Raw genomic sequence first — 22927 nt, forward strand, 5'->3', positions numbered from 1 at the left:
TGAAGACATGGCCGATCCCGCCACCTACCGCCCCGCGCCGGGAGAGATCCCCACGTCGCCGGGGGTGTACCGCTTCCGGGACGAGCACGGCCGGGTCATCTACGTCGGCAAGGCGAAGAGCCTGCGCCCGCGCCTGTCGAGCTACTTCCAGGACCTGGCGAACCTGCACCCTCGCACCCAGCGGATGGTCACGACCGCGGCGTCGGTCGAGTGGACCGTCGTGGGCACCGAGGTCGAGGCCCTCGCGCTCGAGTACTCGTGGATCAAGCAGTTCGACCCCCGGTTCAACGTCAAGTACCGCGACGACAAGTCGTACCCGTTCCTGGCCGTCACGATGGGCGAGGAGTTCCCACGCGCCCAGGTGATGCGCGGGGCCAAGCGCCCGGGCACCCGGTACTTCGGGCCGTACGGGCACGCGTGGGCGATCCGGGAGACGCTCGACCTGCTGCTGCGCGTCTTCCCGGTCCGGACGTGCTCGGCGGGCGTGTTCAAGCGCGCGGGCCAGACGGGTCGCCCGTGCCTGCTGGGCTACATCGACAAGTGCTCGGCCCCGTGCGTCGGGCGCGTCACCCCGCAGGAGCACAAGCAGCTCGCGCAGGACTTCTGCGACTTCATGGCCGGTGACACCCAGCGGTTCGTGCGCCGGCTGGAGAAGCGGATGCAGGAGGCCGCCGAGAACATGGAGTACGAGCAGGCCGCGCGCCTGCGCGACGACATCCAGGCCCTGCAGCGCGCGCTGGAGAAGAACGCCGTCGTCCTGGGGGACGCGACCGACGCGGACGTGTTCGCGCTGGTGGGTGACGAGCTCGAGGCCGCCGTGCAGGTGTTCCACGTGCGCGGCGGCCGGATCCGCGGTCAGCGTGGCTGGGTCGTGGAGAAGGTCGAGGACGTCACGGACGCCGAGCTCGTCGAGCACCTGCTCCAGCAGGTGTACGGCGGCGAGGGCGGGGAGACGGGCGTGCCGCGGGAGGTGCTGGTGCCGGTGCTGCCGCCGGACCCGCAGCAGGTCACGGCGTGGCTCGCCGGGCTGCGCGGCACCCGCGTGGAGCTGCGCGTGCCCCAGCGCGGCGACAAGCGCGAGCTGGCCGAGACGGTGCGCAAGAACGCCGAGCACGCGTTGGCGCTGCACCGCACGCGCCGGGCTGGCGACCTGACGACCCGCAGCCAGGCGCTGCGCGAGATCCAGGAGGCGCTCGACCTGGAGACGGCTCCGCTGCGCATCGAGTGCTACGACGTCTCGCACACGCAGGGCACCTACCAGTCGGCGTCGATGGTGGTGTTCGAGGACGGGCTGCCCCGCAAGGGCGAGTATCGGTCGTTCAGCATCCGGGGGCCGGAGGGCGACGGAGCCCGCGACGACACCGCAGCCATGTACGAGGTCATCACGCGCCGGTTCCGGCGCTACCTGTCCGACCGCGCGCGGACCGGGGAGCTCGACGTCGACCCCGCCGGTGACGAGGAGGGCGCCCTGCGCTCGGGCGAGGTCGCGGCGGACGCCCCCGCGGAGCGGCAGCGGTTCGCGTATCCGCCGAACCTCGTCGTCGTCGACGGCGGGCCGCCGCAGGTGGCGGCGGCCCGGCGCGCGCTGGACGACCTGGGCATCACCGACGTTGCCCTGTGCGGGCTGGCCAAGCGCCTGGAGGAGGTGTGGGTGCCGGGCGAGGACTACCCGGTGATCCTGCAGAGGTCGTCCGAGGGGCTCTACCTGCTGCAGCGGGTGCGGGACGAGGCGCACCGGTTCGCGATCAACCAGCACCGCAAGCGTCGCAGCAAGGGCATGACGGCATCGGCGCTCGACGACGTCCCCGGGCTGGGTCCGGCGCGGCGCAAGGCGCTGCTGGCGCACTTCGGCTCGGTCAAGCGGCTGCGCGCAGCCAGCGTGGAGGAGATCGCGAGCGTCCGGGGGATGGGCGTCCGCACTGCCGAGGCGGTCCTCGCGGCGCTGCACGGAGCCTCGAACGGAGCCTCGGACGAGGGCACGAACGGTGTCGAGGACGCCGTGGGCGCCGTCGCGGAGTCGGTGGCGCGCGAGATGTCGCCCACCGCGCCGGGGCGGGGCGGTGCTGACCCGGTGTCCACGGCGACCGAGGGGAGCGAGGGGCAGGTCCCTGACGAGGCCGCGCGCGCGAGGCACGACGCCGCACCTGACGCTGCACCCGACGCCGACACGGATGCCGCCGGCCCGGCCCGGGGCGACGAGGCTGGCATGCTGGGGGCATGAGCGACCCGTCGCCCGAGACCACGCCCGCCGAGACCACCTCCCCGCCCACCGTCCCGCACGGCATCCCCGCCATCGAGGCGTCGACGCACGCGCCGGAGCGCAACGAGCCTGAGGTGCTGATCATCACCGGCATGTCCGGCGCGGGCCGCAGCCGCGCAGCGGGGGTGCTGGAGGACCTCGACTGGTTCGTCGTCGACAACCTGCCGCCGATGATGATCGCGCCGCTCGTCGACCTCATGACGCGCGCCGGGTCGGCCGTCGAACGGCTGGCCGTGGTCGTGGACGTGCGTGGCAGGCAGTACTTCACCGAGCTGGTCGGAGCGCTCGAGCACATGCGCGCCCAGGGCGTGCAGTACCGGATCCTGTACCTGGACGCCTCGGACGAGACGCTGGTGCGTCGGTTCGAGAGCGTGCGCCGCCCGCACCCGCTCCAGGGGGAGGGGCGGATCCTCGACGGGATCGCGCACGAGCGCAAGGCCCTCGCCTCGATCGCGGAGCGCGCCGACACCGTGATCGACACCTCGACGCTCTCGGTCCACGACCTGGCTCGCGAGGTGCGCGCGGCGGTCGCCAGCGGCGCTCCGGAGGTCCTGCGGGTCAACGTGGTCGCCTTCGGCTTCAAGTACGGCCTGCCGCTCGACGCCGACCACGTGGCCGACGTGCGGTTCCTGGCGAACCCGTACTGGATCACCGAGCTGCGGCACCTGACGGGCCGCGACGGCCCGGTGCGCGACTACGTGCTCTCCCGGCCCGGCGCCCAGCTCTTCGTCGACCGCTACGTGGCGGCCCTGGAGCCCGTGCTGGCCGGCTACCTGCACGAGGAGAAGCGCTACGCGACGATCGCCGTCGGCTGCACCGGCGGCAAGCACCGGTCGGTGGCGATGGCGGAGGAGATCGCCCACCGGCTCCGGGAGGCAGGCATGCGGGTCACCGTCACGGCGCGAGACCTCGGCAAGGAGTGACCGTGGGGCTGTCCACGAGCAAGCCTGCCGTGGTGGCCCTGGGTGGCGGCCACGGGCTGTCGGCGTCCCTCGGCGCCCTGCGGCACGTCTCCGACCGCCTGACGGCGGTGGTGACCGTCGCGGACGACGGCGGATCCTCCGGTCGCCTGCGCGAGGAGATCGGCGTGCTGCCGCCGGGCGACCTGCGGATGGCGCTCGCTGCGCTGTGCGACGACTCGGACTGGGGCCGCACGTGGAGCGCCGTGCTCCAGCACCGGTTCGCCACGAGCGGGCCGCTGGACCGGCACGCGGTGGGCAACCTGCTGATCGTGGCGCTGTGGGAGCTGCTGGACGACACCGTCTCGGGCCTGGACTGGGTGGGGCGCCTGCTGGGGGCGCGCGGGCGCGTCCTGCCGATGTCGTCGGTGCCGCTGGTCGTGGAGGCTGACGTGCGGGACGAGGGCGCGGCCGGGGAGCTGCGCACCGTCGTCGGGCAGACGAACGTGGCCACGGCGCAAGGGCGTATCGAGCAGCTGCGCGTGGAGCCTGCCGACCCTCCGGCGTGCGACGAGGCGCTGGCGGCCGTGCGGGAGGCGGACTGGGTGGTGCTGGGTCCGGGCTCCTGGTACTCGTCGGTGCTGGTGCACCTGCTGGTGCCCCAGCTCTCGGAGGCGCTGCACGAGACGCGGGCGCGCCGGTGCGTGACGCTGAACCTCTCGCCGGACTCCGAGACGTCGGGCCTGACGGCGGTGGACCACCTGGAGGTGCTGCACAAGCACGCGCCCGGGCTGCGGGTCGACGTCGTGCTGGCGGACCCGAGCGCCGTCGAGGACGTGGAGGCGGCGGAGGCTGCGGCCGCGGCGATGGGGGCGCGGCTGGTGATGCGCCAGGTCGCGCTCGGAGACGGGACGCCGCGGCACGACGCGCTGCGGCTGGCGGCGGCGTACAGGGACGTGTTCGACGGCGTGCTGGGGGACGTGCCGGTCTGAGGCAGGGCTGCGACACGCCGGTGCCGAAAACGCGCGACACGCCGTGGCAGGATGTGCGGCATGGCGCTCACCGCACAGGTCAAGGAAGAGCTCGCCCGCGTGCGGGTCACCCGCACGTCGTGCCGCAAGGCCGAGGTCTCGTCCATGCTCCGGTTCTCCGGCGGCCTGCACATCATCTCCGGCCGCGTGGTCATCGAGGCCGAGCTGGACACCGAGTCGGTCGCGGCGCGCCTGCGCGGGGCGATCGCCGAGCTGTACGGCCACGGCAGCGACCTGATCGTGGTCCAGGCGGGCGGGCTGCGGAAGCACAACCGCTACGTGGTGCGCGTGGTGCGCGAGGGTGAGTCCCTCGCGCGGCAGACGGGCCTGCTGGACCAGCGCGGCCGCCCGGTGCGCGGCCTGGCCCCCGAGGTGGTCTCGGCCGGCCTGCTCGAGGCCGAGGCGGTCTGGCGCGGGGCCTTCCTCGCGCACGGGTCCCTCACCGAGCCGGGTCGGTCGATGGCGCTGGAGGTCACGTGCCCCGGCCCGGAGGCGGCTCTCGCCCTGGTGGGGGCGGCGCGGCGCCTGGGTGTGCAGGCCAAGTCGCGCGAGGTGCGCAACGTCGACCGCGTGGTGGTGCGCGACGGCGAGGCGATCAGCGAGATGCTGCGCCGGATGGGGGCGACGTCCACGCTCGAGGTGTGGGAGGAGCGCCGGGCACGCCGCGAGGTGCGGGGGACCGCGAACCGCCTGGCGAACTTCGACGACGCGAACCTGCGTCGCTCGGCTCGGGCGGCGGTCGCGGCGGGGGCGCGCGTGCAGCGCGCCTTCGAGATCCTCGGCGACGACCTCCCGGAGCACCTGCGCCAGGCGGGCGAGCTGAGGCTGGCGCACAAGCAGGCCTCGCTCGAGGAGCTCGGACAGCTCGCGGACCCGCCGCTGTCGAAGGACGCGGTGGCCGGTCGTATCCGCCGTCTGCTGTCGACGGCGGACAAGAGGGCGATGGAGCTGGGGATCCCTGACACGGAGGCTGGGCTGAGCCCGGACCTGCTCGACCTGTGACGCATCCGACACCCTGTGGTCGGACCACTTTGTCCCGAACCGCGGGTGTCGGGCCGCGGACCCGCAGACGGGGGTATAGGCTCGTGGCGTCAGGTGACGACGACGTGACCTTCCGCAGGGGGAGTCCGGGCGTGGTGCCTGGGATCTCTTGGGGAAGGTGCGGCAGAGTCATCGGCGCGCGCCCTTGGCGCGCTGTCAGGCATCTACGTGTGCGTCGGGAGGGCCCGGCGCGCCCTTGAGGAGGGCATTGTGACCATCCGCGTCGGGATCAACGGCTTCGGCCGTATCGGACGGAACTTCTACCGCGCCATCGTGGAGTCGGGTGCGGACATCGAGGTCGTCGGCGTCAACGACCTGACCGACAACAAGACTCTGGCCCACCTGCTCAAGTACGACACGGTCCTGGGCCGTCTCGGCAAGACGGTGGACTTCGACGACGACAACATCATCGTCGACGGGGTGAAGATCCGTGCGCTCGCCGAGCGCGAGCCCGCCAACCTGCCGTGGGCCGAGCTGGGCGCCGACATCGTCATCGAGTCGACCGGCTTCTTCACGGACGCCACCAAGGCGAAGGCGCACATCGACGCCGGCGCCAAGAAGGTCATCATCTCCGCCCCGGCGAAGAACGAGGACGCCACGTTCGTCATGGGCGTGAACAACGACCAGTACGACGCCGCGGCGCACCACATCATCTCGAACGCGTCGTGCACCACGAACTGCCTGGCCCCGCTGGCCAAGGCGCTCAACGACTCGATCGGCATCGAGCGTGGTCTCATGACCACGATCCACGCCTACACGGGCGACCAGAACCTCCAGGACGGCCCGCACAAGGACCTGCGCCGCGCGCGTGCCGCCGCGCAGAACATCGTGCCGACCACGACGGGTGCCGCCAAGGCCGTCGCCCTCGTGCTCCCGGAGCTCAAGGGCAAGCTCGACGGCTACGCCCTGCGCGTGCCCGTGATCACGGGCTCGGCCACGGACCTCACCTTCGAGGCCCCGCGCGAGGTCACCGTCGAGGAGGTCAACGCCGCGGTCAAGGCTGCTGCCGAGGGCCCGCTCAAGGGCGTGCTGGCGTACGTCGAGGACGAGATCGTCTCCTCGGACATCGTCACCGACCCGCACCAGTCGATCTTCGACGCCAAGCTGACCAAGGTCATCGGCAACCAGGTGAAGGTCGTCTCCTGGTACGACAACGAGTGGGGCTACTCCAACTCGCTCGTCGCGCTGACCCAGTACGTGGGCGAGCGTCTCTGACCTCCACGCACCCAGCGTGAACCAGACGTCCGCGTGCGCGCCTGTCCGGGCGGGCACGCGGACGTCTCCTTGTCCGTACCCGAACGTGTGACACGGAGCCTTCCATGAAGACCATCGACGAGCTCGGGGACCTGCGCGGCAAGCGCGTCCTCGTGCGCTCCGACTTCAACGTGCCGCTCGACGGCACGACCATCACCGACGACGGCCGCATCCGGGCCGCGCTGCCGACGCTGAGCAAGCTGCTCGACGCCGGCGCCCGTGTGGTCGTCACCGCGCACCTGGGCCGCCCCAAGGGCACGCCCGACCCGCAGTACTCGCTGGCCCCGGTGGCCGCCCGCCTGGGCGAGCTGCTCGGCAAGGAGGTGCCGCTCGCCGGCGACCTGGTCGGGGAGTCTGCCAAGGACACCGTGGCGGCCCTCGGGGACGGCGAGATCGCCCTCCTCGAGAACGTGCGCTTCGACGCGCGCGAGACGTCCAAGGTGGACGCGGAGCGCGAGGAGCTCGCCGCCGAGCTCGCCGCCCTCGCCGACGCGTTCGTCTCCGACGGCTTCGGCGTCGTGCACCGCAAGCAGGCCTCCGTCTACGACGTCGCCAAGCTGCTGCCCGCTGCCGCCGGCGACCTGGTGCTCAACGAGGTCAGGTCCCTGTCCCGGGCCACCACCGACCCCGAGCGCCCCTATGCGGTCGTGCTCGGTGGCTCCAAGGTCTCCGACAAGCTCGGTGTGATCGCGAACCTGCTCACCAAGGCCGACCGCCTGCTCATCGGCGGGGGCATGGTCTTCACGTTCCTCGCCGCCAAGGGCCACTCGGTGGGCGCCTCTCTGCTCGAGGAGGACCAGGTCGAGACCGTCAAGGGCTACCTGGCCACCGCCGAGGAGAACGGCGTGGAGATCGTGCTCCCGACCGACATCGTCGCGGCCGACTCGTTCGCCGCCGACGCCCCGCACCAGACGGTGCCCGCCGACCAGATCCCCGACGGCAAGATGGGCCTCGACATCGGCCCGGCGTCGGGCGAGCTGTTCGGGGCCAAGCTCGCGGACGCCAGGACGATCGCCTGGAACGGCCCCATGGGCGTCTTCGAGTTCGAGGCGTTCGCCGGCGGTACCAAGGCCGTGGCACAGGGCATCGTCGACGCCACGGCGAACGGTGCCTTCTCGATCGTCGGTGGTGGCGACTCTGCCGCCGCCGTCCGCAAGCTGGGCTTCGACGAGGCCGGCTTCAGCCACATCTCGACCGGCGGCGGCGCGAGCCTCGAGCTGCTCGAGGGCAAGACCCTGCCCGGCATCGCAGTCCTGGAGAACTGAGGAACATGAGCAACCGCACCCCGCTGATGGCGGGCAACTGGAAGATGAACCTGGACCACCAGGAGGCGATCGCGACCGTCCAGAAGCTGGCCTGGACGCTCAAGGACGCCAAGCACGACTACTCCTCGGTCGAGGTCGTCGTCGTGCCGCCGTTCACCGACCTGCGCTCCGTGCAGACCCTCGTGGACGGCGACAAGCTCGAGGTCCGCTACGCGGCGCAGGACGTCTCGCAGCACGAGTCCGGCGCCTACACGGGTGAGATCTCGGCGACCATGCTCTCGAAGCTGGGCTGCTCCTACGTGGTGCTCGGCCACTCGGAGCGGCGCGAGTACCACGCGGAGTCCGACGAGCTGGTCAACGCCAAGGTCAAGGCGGCGCTCGGCAAGGGCCTCACGCCGATCCTGTGCGTCGGCGAGGGCCTCGACGTGCGCAAGGCCGGCGACCAGGTCGCCTACACGCTGGCGCAGGTCGAGGGTGGTCTGGCGGGGGTCTCCAAGGATCAGGCGGCAGGCGTCGTGATCGCCTACGAGCCCGTCTGGGCCATCGGCACCGGCGAGGTCGCGACCCCGGACGACGCGCAGGAGGTCTGCGGCGCGATCCGTCAGAAGCTCGCCGAGCTCTACGACACCGACGTGGCGGACGCGGTGCGCGTGCTCTACGGCGGTTCCGTGAAGTCCGGCAACGTCGCCCAGATCATGGCGCAGCCGGACGTCGACGGCGCTCTGGTCGGTGGCGCGAGCCTCGACCCCGAGGAGTTCGCGAAGATCGTGCGCTACCAGTCGCACGCCGCCTGACACCAGCGGGCCACGCACGCCCCTCGAAGCCGTAACCTTCTGGTCACAGAGAGGTTCGCTTCGAGGGGCGTGCGTCACTTAGGCTGGACCAGCCGGGGGACCGGCACCATCGCACGGGGTGGCCCGTGCACGACGAACGAGACGGACGACCGAGGACACATGGACGCGCTGCGCATCATCCTCCAGGTCCTGCTGGTGCTCACCAGCGGGTTCCTGACCCTGCTGATCCTGCTGCACAAGGGCAAGGGCGGGGGCCTGTCCGACATGTTCGGTGGCGGCATCTCCGCCGGGGCGGGCAGCTCTGGCGTCGCCGAGCGCAACCTCAACCGCATCACGATCAGCTTCGCCGTCGTCTGGACGGTCGTGATCGTGCTGCTCGGCCTGATCCAGAAGGTCGCCTGAACCAAGGCCTGTCCAGCGAGGCCCGGCCACGGGGCGGTGGCCACAGCTGGGGACCATGCCGCCGGGAGGGGGTCGGCGGTCCCGAGGAGGACAGAGAGCCCGCGCGGGACTACGCGTGGGTGCGAAGGTGAGGTCGACGCATCGTGGCATCTGCCGGTCATGCGATCCGGGGTTCGCGCGTTGGCGCGGGACCCATGGGTGAGACGGAGCGCGGAGACGTCGCTCCGCGGACACGCGTCTCCTACTGGTGTGCGAACGGGCACGAGACGACGCCCGCTTTCGCCCTGGCTCATGACGTGGAGCCGCCCGAGAGCTGGGACTGCCCGCGGTGCGGCTTCCCGGCCGGGCTGGACAGGACGGCCCCTCCGCCGCCGGTCCGCAACGAGCCCTACAAGACGCACCTGGCGTACGTGAAGGAGCGGCGCTCGGACGCCGACGGCGCCGCCCTGCTCGACGAGGCGCTCAAGGCGCTGCGTCGGCGCCGCGGCGAGGTGCTCGCCTGACACAGGCGGTTCCTGCGCGTCGTCCCTGAGGCACGAGAACGGCCGCCCCTCCTCGCGGGAGGGGCGGCCGTTCTCGTGCCTCAAGCCTTACGGAGCGTCGGCCGCAGCCGTGTCCAGGAGCCAGAGGGTCTGCTCGGTGCCCGTGGCCCCGGCGGCCGGGACCTCGCTCACGGGCTGGCCCGCCAGGGCGGCCGCGGCCCGCTCCGCCTTCTCCGCACCGGCGGCCACGACCCAGACCTCGCGCGCGGCCGTGATGGCGTCGAACGTGAGCGACACCCGCTCGGGCGGCGGCTTGGGGGAGCCGTGCACGCCCACGGCCGTGCCGCCGGCCTGCAACGCCTCGTGCCCGGGGAACAGGGACGCGACGTGGCCGTCGGGCCCCATGCCCAGCAGGAGCACGTCGAAGGCCGGCACCGGCACCTCGGCGCCCTCGGGAGCGAAGGCTGCGAGCTGCTCGGCGTAGGCCGCCGCGGACTCTTCCGGGGAGGCCGCGACGTCGGGACCGGGCATCGGGTGCACGTTGGCCTCGGGCAGCCCCGCGGACGCGACGAGGGCGTCGACGAGCGCCTCGCGCGCTTGCGTCTCGTTGCGGTCGGCGTGCCCGCTGGGCACGAACCGCTCGTCCCCCCACCACAGGTGCACGCCTGTCCAGTCCACGGCGCGCACGAGCGGGCTGACCGCCGCTGCTGCGAGCGTCTTGATCCCCACGGTGCCGCCCGTGAGCACCACGTGCACCGGGCGGCGGACGGACTGCACGTCGAGCACCCGCGTGAGCAGCCGGGCGGCTGCGGCCTGCGCGAGGACGTCGGCGTCGGGATGGACGACGACGAGCCGGCTCACGCGGTCACCTTCTGGGCCTCGGCGTCCACCAGCGGCAGGCCCTTGGTGAGGACCTCCTCGTAGATCTCGTCGGGGTCGAGCCGGCGCAGCTCCTCGATGAGGGCCTCGTTGAGCTTGCGGACGGGCAGGGCGATGCGGCGGTCGGGCTTGCCCGTCTCGGAGATCGTCACGACACGGCTGTCGGGCCGGTCGAGGACGATCGAGCCGGTGCGGCGCTCGAGCGTCACCCGCGTGATGGCGGTGGCGCCCTCGTGGTGCACGATGCGGGCCGGGCAGCGCAGGCGGGCCGACAACCACGCGGCCAGCAGGTCGAGCGAGGTGTGGCCCGGCTCGCCCTCCACGGTCACCGACTGGACCGGCTCGAACGGCGGCTGCTCCACGGCGGCTGCGATCAGCCCGCGCCAGAGCGTCACGCGGGCCCAGGCCAGGTCGGTGTCCCCGGTGGCGTAGTTCTCGGCGAGCGTGCGGATCATGCCCTCGGGGTCACCGGCCATGATGGAGTCGGTGACACGGCGCTGTGCCATGCGGCCCACCGGGTCCTTGGACGGCGCCTCGGGCGCCTCCCGGGGCCACCACACGACGATGGGGGCGTCCGGCAGGAGCAGGGGCATGACGACGGCGTCGGGCTGCTCGCGCAGCGGGCCGGACGTCTTGAGGATGACCACCTCGGACGCCCCGGCGTCGCTGCCCACGCGGATCTGCGCGTCCAGCCGGGCCTCGTCCGCCGGGCCGTCGGAGGCGGCGACCACGAGCACGCGGCACGGGTGCTCGCGGCTCGCGTCGTTGGCGGCCTCGACGGCGAGCTCGACGTCCTTCTCGTCCGCGACGACCACGAGGGTCAGCACACGGCCGAGGGCGACCGCGCCGCCCTCGTCGCGCAGGTCTACCAGGCGCTTGTCGACCGCCGTCGTGGTGGTCTTCGGCATGTCGATGATCACGGTCGCCTCCAGGAACGTCCGTCACGGGCCATCATGGCGTCGGCCGAGGGCGGTCCCCACGTGCCGGCGGGGTACTGCTCCGGCTTGCCCTTGCCCGCCCAGTAGTCGATGACGGGGTCGAGGATCTTCCAGGAGAGCTCGACCTCCTCGCGCGTGGGGAACAGCGGCGGGTCGCCCAGCAGCACGTCGAGGATGAGACGCTCGTAGGCCTCGGGGGAGGACTCGGTGAACGAGTGCCCGTACCCGAAGTCCATCGTGACGTCGCGCACCTCCATGGCCGTCCCGGGCACCTTGGCACCGAACCTCAGGGTGACGCCCTCGTCGGGCTGGACCCGGATGACCAGCGCGTTGTTGCCGAGGTCGGAGGCCAGCGAGGACTCGAACGGCAGGTGGGGTGCCTTCTTGAAGACGACGGCCACCTCGGTGACGCGGCGTCCGAGCCGCTTGCCGGTGCGCAGGTAGAACGGGACGCCCGCCCACCGGCGGTTGTCGATGTCGAGCCGCACGGCGGCGAACGTCTCCGTCGTGGAGTCGGGGTTGAACCCCTCCTCCTCGAGGAACCCGACGACCTTCTCGCCGCCCTGCCAGGCCGAGGCGTACTGGCCGCGGGCCGTGTGTCGGCCGAGGTCACGGGGCAGCCGCACGGACGAGAGCACCTTGATCTTCTCGGCGCGCAACGCCTGCGCGTCGAAGTTCACCGGCTCCTCCATCGCCACGAGCGCCAGGAGCTGGAGCAGGTGGTTCTGGATGACGTCGCGGGCCGCGCCGATCCCGTCGTAGTAGCCGGCGCGGCCGCCGATGCCGATGTCCTCGGCCATGGTGATCTGGACGTGGTCCACGTAGTGGGCGTTCCAGAGCGGCTCGAACATCTGGTTGGCGAAGCGCAGCGCCAGCAGGTTCTGGACGGTCTCCTTGCCCAGGTAGTGGTCGATGCGGAACACCGATTCCTGGTCGAACACCTCGGACACGACGGCGTCGAGCTCCTGGGCGGACTCGAGATCGTGACCGAACGGCTTCTCGATCACCACGCGACGCCAGGAGCCCTCCTGCGGCGTGGACAGTCCGTGCTTCTGGAGCTGGCTGACCACCACGGGGAAGGCGCCGGGCGGTACCGAGAGGTAGAACGCGTGGTTGCCGCCCGTGCCGCGCTCCTCGTCGAGCTTCTCGACGGTCTGGCGCAGGTTCTCGAACGCGGTGTCGTCGTCGAAGGAGCCCTGCACGAACCGGATGCCCTCGGCGAGCTGCTCCCACGTGGCCTCGCGGAACGGCGTGCGCGCGTGCTCCTTGACGGAGTCGTGCACGATCTTCGCGAAGTCCTGGTCCTCCCAGTCACGGCGGGCGAACCCGGTGAGGGCGAAGCCCGGCGGCAGGAGGCCACGGTTGGCGAGGTCGTAGACCGCCGGCATGAGCTTCTTGCGCGACAGGTCGCCGGTGACGCCGAAGATGACGAGGCCGCTGGGTCCCGCGATGCGCGGCAGGCGCAGGTCGCGGGGATCGCGCAGCGGGTTGTGCTCGGCCGAGATCTTGGCCGGCCTCACCGGGCACCACCGGCGGAGTCCAGGCCCGCCCTGGTCGTGGTGAGCAGCTCGTCCCAGCTGACCTCGAACTTGGAGACGCCCTCCTCCTCGAGCTGGCGGGTGACCTCCTCCAGGGAGATGCCGACGGCCTCGATGGCGGCGATGGTGGCCGCGGCCTCCTCGGCGGTGCCGCTCACGGTGTCGCCGAGGACGATGCCGTGGTCGGCGAAGGCGTCGAGCGTGGAGCCCGGCATGGTGTTCACGACGCCGGCGACGACGAGCTCGTCGACGTACATGGTGTCGCGGTAGTCCGGGTTCTTGACGCCGGTCGAGGCCCACAGGGGGCGCTGCGGCCTGGCGCCGGCAGCCTCGAGGGCCTTCCACCGGTCGGAGGAGAACACCTCCTCGTAGGCGGCGTAGGCGAGCCGGGCGTTGGCCACGGCGGCCTTGCCGCGCAGCTCGAGGGCCTCGGGCGTCCCGATCGCGTCGAGCCGCTTGTCGATCTCGGTGTCGACACGCGAGACGAAGAAGGAGGCGACGGAACCCACGGGCGCGAGGTCGTGGCCGTTGGCCTGAGCCTGCTCGAGCCCGTCGAGGAAGGCGTCCATCACGGCGCGGTAGCGCTCGATCGAGAAGATGAGGGTGACGTTGACGCTGATGCCCTTGGCCAGCGTGGCGGTGATGGCCGGCAGGCCCTCGACCGTGGCGGGGATCTTGATCATGACGTTCGGGCGGTCGACCGTGGTCCACAGCCGCTCGGCCACGGCGGTCGTCGCGTCGGTGTCCCTGGCGAGGCGCGGGTCCACCTCGATCGACACGCGGCCGTCCACCGTGCCCGTGGCGTCGTACACAGGACGCAGCACGTCCGCGGCCTCGCGCACGTCGTCGGTGGTGATCCGCTCGACGGCGGACTCGACGTCGGTGCCGGCCAGCTCCTGCAGCGCGCCGTCGTAGGCGTCGCCCTTGGACATGGCGGAGGCGAAGATCGTCGGGTTCGTGGTCACCCCGACGACGTCCTTCTCGGTGAGCAGCTTGGCGAGCGCGCCGCTGCGCAGCAGCTCGCGCGACAGGTCGTCGAGCCAGATCGACACGCCGGCCTCCGAGAGCCGGCGGGTGGGACGGGTGTCGCTGGTGTCCGTGGGGGTCGTCATGGGTGCAGACCTTCCTGATCTCTCGTGCCTGGTCGCTCGTGACTGCGGGCGGCCCGGGTCTCGCTGCGGTCCGTGGTGGGGCGCGGTGGACGCCCCGGGGTGGCGGTGGCCGGCGCGCGCCGGCCACCGCCGTCGGGGTCAGAGCTGGTCGCCGGTGCCACCCACCGACTCGACCGCGTCGGCGCCGGGAGCCGTGCCGCCCGTGGCGGCGGCGATCGACTCGCGGGCGGCGGCGGCCACGGCCTCGGCCGTGATGCCGAACTCGCGGTACAGCGTCTGGTAGTCGGCCGAGGCACCGTAGTGCTCGAGCGACACGCTGCGGCCGGCGTCGCCGACGTACTCGCGCCAGCCCTGGCGGATGCCGGCCTCGACCGAGACGCGGGCCTTGACGGCCGCGGGGAGCACCGACTCGCGGTACGCCTCGTCCTGCTTGTCGAACCACTCGAGGCTCGGGGCCGAGACGACGCGGGCCTTGACGCCCTCGGCGGCGAGCTGCTCGCGCGCCTGCACGGCCAGCTGCACCTCGGAGCCGGTGCCGATGAGGATCACGTCGGGCGTGCCGTCGGTGTCGAGGAGCGTGTAGGCGCCCTTGAGGGTGCCCTCGGCGCTCGCGAAGCCGTCCTCGCCGCGCGGGAACGTGGGCACGTTCTGGCGGGTGAGGATGAGGCCGGCCGGGTTGTCCGTGTTCTCCAGGACGCCGCGCCAGGCCCACGCGGTCTCGTTCGCGTCCGCGGGCCGGACCACGTCGAGGCCGGGGATGGCGCGCAGGGCGGCCAGGTGCTCCACCGGCTGGTGCGTGGGGCCGTCCTCGCCGAGGCCGATCGAGTCGTGCGTCCAGACGAACGTCGTCGGGATCTCCATGAGCGCGGCCAGGCGGACGGCGGCGCGCATGTAGTCGGAGAACTGGAGGAACGTGCCGCCGTAGGGGCGGGTCAGGCCGTGCAGCACGATGCCGTTGAGGATCGAGCCCATGCCGTGCTCACGGATGCCGAAGTGGAGCGTGCGCCCGTACTCGTGACCCGGGAACTTCTTGGTGGCGTGCTCGACCGGGACGAACGAGGGCTCGCCGTCCATCGTCGTGTTGTTGGAGCCGGCGAGGTCCGCGGAGCCGCCCCACAGCTCGGGCAGCACGTCCTTGAGGGCCGAGAGCACCTTGCCCGACGCGGCACGCGTGGCGACGCCCTTCTCGCTCGCCTCGAAGACGGGCAGCGACTGCTCCCAGCCCTCCGGCAGCTCGCGGGCCGAGAGGCGCTCCAGGAGGGCGGCGGCCTCGGGGGCCGCTGCCTTCCACGCGGAGAACGCGGTCTCCCACGCCTGACGCTGGGCCGACTGCCGCTCGGCGACGGCACGGGTGTGCGCGAGGACCTCGTCGTCGATGTGGAACGACTTCTCCGGGTCGAGGCCCAGGATCTCCTTGAGGCCCTTGATCTCGTCCGCGCCCATGGCGGAGCCGTGGATGCCACCGGTGTTCTGCTTGGTGGGCGAGGGCCAGCCGATGATGGTGCGCAGGTCGATGATCGACGGGCGGTCGGTCTCCGCCTTGGCTGCCTCGATCGCCGCGGCCAGCGCCTCGACGTCCTCGGCGTACCCGGTGCCGCCCTGCGTCCAGTCGACGCGCTGGGTGTGCCAGCCGTAGGCCTCGTAGCGGGCCAGGACGTCCTCGGTGAACGCGATGTCGGTGTCGTCCTCGATCGAGATCTTGTTGTCGTCCCAGATCACGACGAGGTTGCCGAGCTGCTGGTGGCCGGCGAGCGAGGAGGCCTCGGAGGTCACGCCCTCCTGCAGGTCGCCGTCGGAGGCGATGACGTAGACGTGGTGGTCGAACGGGGACTCGCCCGGGGCGGCGGAGGGGTCGAGCAGGCCGCGCTCGCGGCGGGCGGCGAAGGCCATGCCCACGGCCGAGGCGAGGCCCTGGCCGAGCGGGCCGGTGGTGATCTCGACGCCGGCGGTGTGCTTGTACTCGGGGTGGCCCGGGGTCTTGGAGCCCCAGGTGCGCAGCGCCGCGATGTCCTCCATCTCCAGGCCGTAGCCGGCCAGGAAGAGCTGGAGGTAGATGGTCAGAGAGGAGTGGCCCGCGGACAGCACGAAGCGGTCGCGGCCCACCCAGTGCGGGTCGGCCGGGTCGTGGCGCATCGCCTTCTGGAACAGGAGGTAGGCGGCCGGGGCCAGCGAGATCGCCGTGCCCGGGTGCCCGTTGCCGACCTTCTCGACGGCGTCGGCGGCCAGGGCCTTGATGGCCTTGACCGCGCGCTCGTCGAGCTCAGTCCAGTCGAGCGGCTTGAGGGCGGGGTCGAACGTGCTCACGTATGCCTCATTCCTGCCCGGGGACATGGCCCCGGGGTCGTGGTGCTTGCTAGCCAGATCCGAGTGCCAACGCGCAGGTCCGGGCAGTGACGTCACGGCGGGGGAGAGTCCTGGCCACGGCGGCGGCGAGTAGCGGTTCCAGCGTATATCGAGGGGCGCCACCACGATCGTCGTGACCGCCGTGAGCGGCGCGCCAGGGAAGAGACCGGGCGCCGCGCCGCGGGTTCCCGCCGGGCGGAGGGGGATTCGTCACACCCCGGTTGGGGCCGCCGGGCAGGTGAGGGGGCCGTAGGATGATCGAGTCCCCGGCACCTCGACCCGGGGCGAGCCGCGACCAGCGAGGAACGGAACAGCGACGCGCGTGAGCACGAGCCAGACGACGACCACGGGGGCGGAGCGTCCCCGCACGGCCGCGACCCGGGCCGCGCGCGTGCCGCAGGACGGCCGCGCCGACGTCGTCGGGAGCCTCCGGCGCCTGCGCGGGCCCCTGCTGCACCTGCGAGACCGGGCGGCGGCCTACGTCGCCCTCACCAAGCCGCGCATCATCGAGCTGCTGCTGGTGACGACGATCCCCACGATGATCCTCGCCGAGCGGGGGCTGCCCCCGCTGTCCCTGGTGCTGCTGACCCTGGTGGGCGGAGCGCTGGCGGCCGGGTCGGCGAACGCGTTCAACATGTACCTCGACCGGGACATCGACAAGCTGATGAACCGGACCAAGCGGCGCCCCCTCGTGACGGGGGAGATCACCCCGCGCGCGGCGCTCGTCTTCGCCACGGTGCTCGGCGTGGTGGCCCTCGTGTGGTTCGCGCTGCTCGTCAACCTCGCCTCGGCCTGGCTGACCTTCGCCGCGATCGCGATCTACGTGGTCGGCTACACGATGATCCTCAAGCGCCGCACCCCTCAGAACATCGTCTGGGGCGGGATCGCCGGCTGCATGCCCGTGTTCATCGGGTGGGCGGCGGTCACCGGCGGCCTCTCGTGGGCGGCCGTGGCCCTGTTCGGCGTGGTGTTCTTCTGGACGCCGCCGCACTACTGGCCGCTGTCGGTGAAGTTCAAGCAGGACTACGCCACGGCGGGGGTGCCCATGCTCCCCGTGGTCGCCTCCGACCGCCGCGTGGCGGTCGAGATGGTGGCCTACACCGCCGCGATGGTGGCGTGCTCGTTCGCGCTGGTGCCGCTCGCCGGGATGACATGGGTCTACACCGTCGTCGCCGTGGCGCTCGCGCTGTGGTTCGGCTGGCAGACGTGGTCGATGCTCGACCACGCCCGCAAGGGCCGCACCAAGACGGGCAAGGTGGCGATGGGCGTCTTCCACGCCTCGATCACCTACCTGACGATCCTCTTCGTGGCCGTCGCGGTCGACGTGTTCCTGCCCTTCTGACGTCGGTTCCGCCCTCGCACGGCGGGGCGTCCCCGGTCCCGCGCCCCCGCGGCGGCATCATCGCCCCGTGAGCACCAGCGCCGTCGTCACCAGCGGTCCCCTCGAGGCGGCGCTCGACGACTACCTCGCCCACCTGCGCGTCGAGCGCGGGCTGTCGGCGAACACCACGGCCGCCTACCGCCGCGACCTCGCGCGCTACGTGCGTCACCTCGAGTCGCTGGGCCGCACCTCGGTCGGTGCCGTCTCGGAGGCCGACGTCGTCGCGTACGTGACCGTGGTCCGGGAAGGGACCGACGGCGGCGCCCGGCTCTCGCCGGCCTCGACGGCGCGAGCGCTGGCCGCGGTGCGCGGCTGGCACCGGTTCGCCCACGCGGAAGGGCTGGCGACCCACGACCCTTCCGCCGAGGTCCGCGCTCCCACGCAGCTGCGCCGGCTCCCGCACGCCCTGAGCGTGGACGCCGTCACCCGCCTCCTCGACGCCGCCGGTCAGGGCGACGGCCCCCTCCCGCTGCGCGACCGTGCCCTGCTGGAGCTGCTGTACTCGACCGGCGGGCGCATCAGCGAGGTCGTGGGGCTCGACGTCGACGCGGTCGGGTGGCTCGACGGTGCGCTCCCGGGGTCGGGGACCGGCGCCGACGCCGTCGTGCGGCTGCACGGCAAGGGCGACAAGCAGCGGGTGGTCCCGGTGGGCTCCTACGCGCGCGAGGCGCTCGACGCCTACCTGGTGCGTTCCCGTCCCGGTCTGGCGGCGTCGGGCACGGGGACGCCCGCGCTGTTCCTGAACACCCGGGGGCGGCGCCTGTCCCGGCAGAGCGCCTGGGCGGTGCTGCAGGCCGCCTCGGAGAAGGCCGGCCTCCAGAACGTCTCCCCGCACACGCTGCGCCACTCGTTCGCCACCCACCTGCTCCAGGGCGGCGCCGACGTCCGCGTGGTCCAGGAGCTGCTCGGGCACGCCTCGGTGACCACCACGCAGATCTACACGATGGTCACGCCCGACACGCTGCGCGAGGTCTACGCGGCAGCGCACCCGCGCGCCCTGTAGCGCTACCGGGCAGGCGGCGAGGCAGGGGTGAGCGATTGCGCCGGCCAGCACGGTCGGGGTGCTGCCGTGGGGTCGCGGCGCGCCGGGGCGCGGCCGCCGGCCGCCGCCGAGGGCTGAGGTAGCGTGTCGAGCGTGAGCGAAGCACTGGGGAACGACACGCTGTTCGCGCGCGGCGGTGCCGCGCCGCAGGAGCGCCTCGACGTCGTCGGGCGCCCGATGCCCGACTTCCCCGTCCCCGCGCCGCTGGCCCAGCACGGCCCCGCCCGCATCATCGCGATGTGCAACCAGAAGGGCGGCGTCGGCAAGACGACGAGCACGATCAACCTGGGCGCTGCGCTGGCCGAGTACGGCCGCCGCGTGCTGCTCGTGGACTTCGACCCGCAGGGCGCCGCGTCGGTGGGCGTCGGCGTCAACCCGCACGAGCTCGAGCTGAGCGTCTACAACCTGCTCATGGAGCGCTCGGTGCAGATCACCGACGTCATCACCCCCACGGCGATCGAGGGCCTGGACGTGGTCCCCGCCAACATCGACCTGTCCGCCGCCGAGGTGCAGCTGGTCGGCGAGGTCGCGCGCGAGTCCGTGCTGGCCCGCGCGCTGCGTCCCGTCCAGGACGAGTACGACGTGATCCTCGTCGACTGCCAGCCCTCGCTGGGTCTGCTGACGGTCAACGCGCTGACCGCCGCGCACGGCGTGCTCATCCCGCTCGAGTGCGAGTTCTTCGCGCTGCGCGGCGTCGCCCTGCTCGTGGAGACCATCGAGAAGGTGCGCGACCGCCTCAACCCGGCGCTCGAGATCGACGGCATCCTCCCCACCATGTACGACTCGCGGACCCTGCACTCGCGCGAGGTCGTCGCGCGCGTGCACGAGGCGTTCGGCGAGACGCTCCTGCACACCGTCATCGGGCGCACCGTGAAGTTCCCCGACGCGTCCGTGGCCGCCGAGCCGATCACGGCCTACGCACCCAACCACGCCGGTGCCGAGGCGTACCGCCAGCTGGCCAGGGAGCTCGTGGCGCGTGGCGACGCCGCCTGACCCCCACGCCGACCCCGACGCTCACCCCCGCGCGCAGGCGCCCCAGGGGAGGGCGGAGCCCGAGCCCACAGGATCCCGCCCCGGCAGCAGGGCCTTCGAGGTCCGGCTCGAGAACTTCAGCGGTCCGTTCGACCTGCTGCTGAGCCTCATCGCCAAGCACCAGCTCGACGTCACCGAGGTGGCGCTCGCGGTCGTGACCGACGACTTCGTGGCGCACATCCGCGCCGCCGAGACCGCGGCGCGGGAGGCCGCCGAGCGGGGGGAGGAGCACCCCTCCTGGGACCTCGGCACGGCGAGCGAGTTCCTCGTGGTGGCGGCGACGCTCCTCGACCTCAAGGCGGCACGGCTCCTACCGGGCACGGCTGAGGAGGACGCCGAGGACCTGGAGCTGCTCGAGGCCCGCGACCTGCTCTTCGCCCGGCTCCTGCAGTACCGGGCCTACAAGGACGTCTCGGCGGTGCTCGCCGAGCGCATGGCGACCGAGGGGCGGCGGGTTCCTCGCAGCGTGCCCCTCGAGCCCGAGATGGCGGCGCTGCTGCCCGAGCTGGTGTGGACCCTGACTCCCGGCCGCCTGGCGGAGCTGGCGGCCCGCGCCCTGACGCCCAAGGCCCCGCCCGTGGTCTCCCTCACCCACCTGCACGCGCCCGCGGTGAGCGTGCGCGAGCAGGCCGCGATCGTCGTCGGACGCCTGCGGCGCGAACGCTCGGTGACGTTCCGGTCCCTGGCCGCCGGCGAGGAGCGGCTCGTCGTCGTGGCACGCTTCCTGGCGCTCCTCGAGCTGTTCCGCGGCGGTCAGGTGTCGTTCGAGCAGGCTGCCCCCCTCGGGGAGCTGACCGTGCGCTGGACCGGCGGCGACCCGGCTGACGACGCCGCGGAGCAGGTGGGCGCCGGCTTCGAGGAGTTCGACGGACAGCAGGAGGTCCCCGCATGAGCACCAGCCCTGACGAGACGTTCGAGACGGCCACGGCGTCTGCGGCGTCTGGGACGCCTGCGGCGCCCGAGGCGGCCGAGTCGTCCGACGGCGGCCTGGCGGGCCCGGCTGCGCCGGCGCAGCCCGCGCCGGCCGTCGACGTGCAGGACCTGCCCGGCGGGCTCGAGGCGGCGCTCGAGGCGGTGCTGATGGTCGCGGACTCCCCGGTGCCCACCGAGCGCCTCGCCGCCGCCGTCGACCTGCCTGTGACGGACGTCTCTGCCGCCCTCGCGGGGCTCGCGGCCGAGTACCGCGGCGAGGGAGGCGGCCGGCCCCGGGGGTTCGAGCTGCGCGAAGGGGCGGAGGGGTGGCGGGTGTACTCCTCCCGGGCCCACGCCGACGTCGTCGCGCGGCTGGTGCTCGAGGGGCAGAGCGCTCGTCTGAGCCAGGCCGCCTTGGAGACCTTGGCCGTCATCGCGTACCGTCAGCCGGTCACGCGCGGGCAGGTGTCCGCGGTGCGCGGGGTGAACGTCGACGGCGTGGTGCGCACGCTGCTGGCGCGCGGCCTGGTGGCCGAGGTGGGGCAGGACCCGCTCACGGGCGCCACGCTGTTCGGCACCACGGGCGAGTTCCTCGACCGGATGGGCTGGCAGTCGCTCGACGAGCTGCCCCCGCTCGCACCGCACCTGCCGGGGATCGACGCCCTGGACGCGCTGACCGACGAGCACCGCTGAGGGAGAATCCGAGTCATGAGCGAACCCCGTCGCGGCCCCCGCCGCGAGGCCGGCCAGCGCCAGTCCGCCGGGGGTGGCGCCCGCGGTGGTGCGTCCCGCGGGGCCGGGCGCACCGGCGCCCCGCGCCCGGCCCGGCGTCAGCGTCCGCCGGCCGAGCCCGCCCGTGACGTGCACGTGCCCGACGGCGTGCGCCTGCAGAAGGTGCTGGCGACGGCCGGCTACGGGTCGCGCCGCAAGGCGGAGGAGCTGATCGCCGAGGGCCGCGTGACCGTCGACGACCAGATCGTCGTCGAGCTGGGTGTACGGGTGGACCCGGCGGTGAACGTGATCCACGTGGACGGCATGCGCGTGCAGACCGACACCGAGAAGGTCACCCTCGCGCTGAACAAGCCGCACGGCGTGCTGTCCGCGATGAGCGACCCGCAGGGCCGCCCCACGGTCGCGGACCTGATCAAGAACCGGGACGAGCGCCTCTTCCACGTGGGCCGGCTCGACGCCGACTCCGAGGGGCTGCTGCTGCTGACCAACGACGGGGAGCTGGCCAACCGCCTGGCGCACCCGCGCTACGAGGTGCCCAAGACGTACCTCGTGACGGTGGGCGGCGGCGAGGTCTACCCGCGGATCGTCAAGCAGCTGCTGGACGGCGTCGAGCTGGAGGACGGGCCGGCGCGCATGGACAAGGTGAAGGTCGTCCAGGCGCTCGACGGGCTCACCATGGTCGAGGTGGTGCTGCACGAGGGCCGCAACCGGATCGTCCGGCGCATGTTCGACGCGGTCGAGCGGCCCGTGGAGCGTCTGGTGCGCACGCGCATCGGCCCCATCGCGCTGGGGGACCAGCGGCCGGGCACCACGCGCGTGCTGGGTCGGACCGAGGTCGGCAGCCTCATGGCCGCCGTCGAGATGTGAACGAGGAGAACGCAGTGGTCGTCATCGCCGTCGACGGGCCGTCCGGCTCGGGCAAGTCCAGCGTGTCCAAGGGCGTGGCCCGCCGGCTCGGGCTCGCGTACCTCGACACCGGGGCCATGTACCGGGCGGCCACGCTGTGGGCGATGGACGCGGTGGGCGACCTGGCCGACGCGGAGCGGGTCGCTGCCGCCGTGCGGGGCATGCCGCTGGAGATGGGCCTGGACCCCGACGCGCCGGCGGTGCGCCTGGACGGCCGCGACGTGAGCGCCGCGATCCGCACCACGGAGGTCTCCACGGAGGTCTCCAAGGTGGCCACGAACCTCGACGTGCGCGCCGAGCTGCGCCGCCGCCAGCGGGAGATCATCGACGTCGCGGCCCAGGCGGCGGGCATCGTGGCCGAGGGGCGGGACATCACCACGGTGGTGGCTCCCGACGCCGACGCCCGCGTGCTGCTGACGGCCAGCGAAGAGGCACGCCTGCGCCGCCGGTCCCTGGAGGTCCACGGCGCCGCCGACGCGGCGGCCGTCGAGGCGACGCGGGACCAGGTGGTGCGGCGAGACCGCGACGACGCCACCGTGAGCCAGTTCCAGGTGGCGGCCGACGGCGTGGTCACGGTCGACTCGTCGGACCTCGACCTCGAGGAGACCATCGAGGCCGTGCTGGCCGTGGTCGCACAGGTGACCGCGGCTCGCTGAGACGGCCTCTGCGGGAGGGGCGCGGAGG

General features: G+C 72.8%; 21 protein-coding genes. 16 read left to right on the forward strand and 5 right to left on the reverse strand.

The window, feature by feature from the left end:
- The first annotated feature begins 7 nt into the window (after positions 1-7).
- From uvrC to DNL40_RS14020, 9 genes are all read left to right on the forward strand, one after another.
- Entirely contained in the window at positions 8-2221 is a 2214-nt protein-coding gene (gene uvrC / locus DNL40_RS13980) for an excinuclease ABC subunit UvrC (RefSeq protein WP_111251880.1), read from the forward strand.
- The gene (gene rapZ, locus DNL40_RS13985; protein WP_111251881.1) at positions 2218-3183 is read left to right on the forward strand and encodes an RNase adapter RapZ; all 966 of its coding nucleotides are present in this window, start codon (positions 2218-2220) and stop codon (positions 3181-3183) included. Before uvrC ends, rapZ begins: the two co-directional genes overlap by 4 nt.
- A 2-nt stretch (positions 3184-3185) precedes the next feature.
- Complete coding sequence (locus tag DNL40_RS13990) at positions 3186-4151, forward strand: gluconeogenesis factor YvcK family protein (protein WP_111251948.1); 966 nt, start codon at positions 3186-3188, stop codon at positions 4149-4151.
- Positions 4152-4211: 60 nt separating this feature from the next.
- Complete coding sequence (gene whiA / locus DNL40_RS13995) at positions 4212-5192, forward strand: DNA-binding protein WhiA (protein ID WP_111251882.1); 981 nt, start codon at positions 4212-4214, stop codon at positions 5190-5192.
- A gap of 249 nt (positions 5193-5441) precedes the next feature.
- Complete coding sequence (gap, locus tag DNL40_RS14000) at positions 5442-6446, forward strand: type I glyceraldehyde-3-phosphate dehydrogenase (RefSeq protein ID WP_111251883.1); 1005 nt, start codon at positions 5442-5444, stop codon at positions 6444-6446.
- 104 nt (positions 6447-6550) lie between these two features.
- Positions 6551-7750, forward strand: coding sequence for a phosphoglycerate kinase (locus DNL40_RS14005; RefSeq protein WP_111251884.1), 1200 nt, complete (start codon positions 6551-6553; stop codon positions 7748-7750).
- Between the two features lie 5 nt (positions 7751-7755).
- The gene (gene tpiA, locus DNL40_RS14010) at positions 7756-8544 is read left to right on the forward strand and encodes a triose-phosphate isomerase (RefSeq protein WP_111251885.1); all 789 of its coding nucleotides are present in this window, start codon (positions 7756-7758) and stop codon (positions 8542-8544) included.
- A 159-nt stretch (positions 8545-8703) separates the two neighbouring features.
- Positions 8704-8946, forward strand: a complete 243-nt coding sequence (gene secG / locus DNL40_RS14015) for a preprotein translocase subunit SecG (protein ID WP_111251886.1) — start codon at positions 8704-8706, stop codon at positions 8944-8946.
- Between the two features lie 143 nt (positions 8947-9089).
- Positions 9090-9449: an RNA polymerase-binding protein RbpA gene (locus tag DNL40_RS14020; protein WP_111251887.1), complete on the forward strand. Its 360-nt coding sequence runs from the start codon at positions 9090-9092 to the stop codon at positions 9447-9449.
- 87 nt (positions 9450-9536) lie between these two features.
- Here the strand turns inward: DNL40_RS14020 and pgl are convergent, their stop codons facing one another.
- The 5 genes from pgl to tkt form a co-directional block, all read right to left on the reverse strand.
- Entirely contained in the window at positions 9537-10289 is a 753-nt protein-coding gene (gene pgl, locus DNL40_RS14025; RefSeq protein WP_111251888.1) for a 6-phosphogluconolactonase, read from the reverse strand.
- The gene (gene opcA / locus DNL40_RS14030) at positions 10286-11227 is read right to left on the reverse strand and encodes a glucose-6-phosphate dehydrogenase assembly protein OpcA (protein ID WP_111251889.1); all 942 of its coding nucleotides are present in this window, start codon (positions 11225-11227) and stop codon (positions 10286-10288) included. The genes pgl and opcA overlap by 4 nt, the downstream gene beginning before the upstream one ends.
- A complete protein-coding gene (gene zwf, locus DNL40_RS14035) occupies positions 11224-12765 on the reverse strand; it encodes a glucose-6-phosphate dehydrogenase (protein WP_111251890.1) in 1542 nt (513 codons plus the stop codon). The genes opcA and zwf overlap by 4 nt, the downstream gene beginning before the upstream one ends.
- Positions 12762-13895, reverse strand: a complete 1134-nt coding sequence (gene tal / locus DNL40_RS14040) for a transaldolase (RefSeq protein WP_111251891.1) — start codon at positions 13893-13895, stop codon at positions 12762-12764. Before tal ends, zwf begins: the two co-directional genes overlap by 4 nt.
- A 138-nt stretch (positions 13896-14033) precedes the next feature.
- Positions 14034-16199: a transketolase gene (tkt, locus tag DNL40_RS14045; protein ID WP_111251892.1), complete on the reverse strand. Its 2166-nt coding sequence runs from the start codon at positions 16197-16199 to the stop codon at positions 14034-14036.
- Between the two features lie 361 nt (positions 16200-16560).
- Between tkt and DNL40_RS14050 the strand changes: the two genes are divergently transcribed.
- The 7 genes from DNL40_RS14050 to cmk all read left to right on the forward strand — a co-directional run bounded on the left by DNL40_RS14050 (position 16561) and on the right by cmk (position 22899).
- The gene (locus DNL40_RS14050) at positions 16561-17580 is read left to right on the forward strand and encodes a heme o synthase (RefSeq protein ID WP_111251893.1); all 1020 of its coding nucleotides are present in this window, start codon (positions 16561-16563) and stop codon (positions 17578-17580) included.
- 67 nt (positions 17581-17647) lie between these two features.
- Complete coding sequence (locus DNL40_RS14055) at positions 17648-18622, forward strand: site-specific tyrosine recombinase XerD (protein WP_111251894.1); 975 nt, start codon at positions 17648-17650, stop codon at positions 18620-18622.
- Between the two features lie 216 nt (positions 18623-18838).
- Positions 18839-19654 (forward strand): ParA family protein, encoded by an 816-nt coding sequence (locus tag DNL40_RS14060; RefSeq protein ID WP_111251949.1) that lies wholly within the window; start codon positions 18839-18841, stop codon positions 19652-19654.
- The gene (locus tag DNL40_RS14065) at positions 19638-20585 is read left to right on the forward strand and encodes a segregation and condensation protein A (RefSeq protein ID WP_111251895.1); all 948 of its coding nucleotides are present in this window, start codon (positions 19638-19640) and stop codon (positions 20583-20585) included. Before DNL40_RS14060 ends, DNL40_RS14065 begins: the two co-directional genes overlap by 17 nt.
- Positions 20582-21298: an SMC-Scp complex subunit ScpB gene (gene scpB / locus DNL40_RS14070; RefSeq protein WP_111251896.1), complete on the forward strand. Its 717-nt coding sequence runs from the start codon at positions 20582-20584 to the stop codon at positions 21296-21298. Before DNL40_RS14065 ends, scpB begins: the two co-directional genes overlap by 4 nt.
- Positions 21299-21313: 15 nt before the next feature.
- On the forward strand, positions 21314-22204 hold the full coding sequence (locus DNL40_RS14075) for a pseudouridine synthase (protein ID WP_111251897.1): 891 nt from the start codon (positions 21314-21316) through the stop codon (positions 22202-22204).
- A 14-nt stretch (positions 22205-22218) separates the two neighbouring features.
- Entirely contained in the window at positions 22219-22899 is a 681-nt protein-coding gene (gene cmk, locus DNL40_RS14080) for a (d)CMP kinase (RefSeq protein ID WP_111251898.1), read from the forward strand.
- Positions 22900-22927 lie beyond the last annotated feature (28 nt).

The organism is Xylanimonas oleitrophica (assembly GCF_003244315.1).
GTDB classification, from domain to species: Bacteria; Actinomycetota; Actinomycetes; order Actinomycetales; family Cellulomonadaceae; genus Xylanimonas_A; species Xylanimonas_A oleitrophica.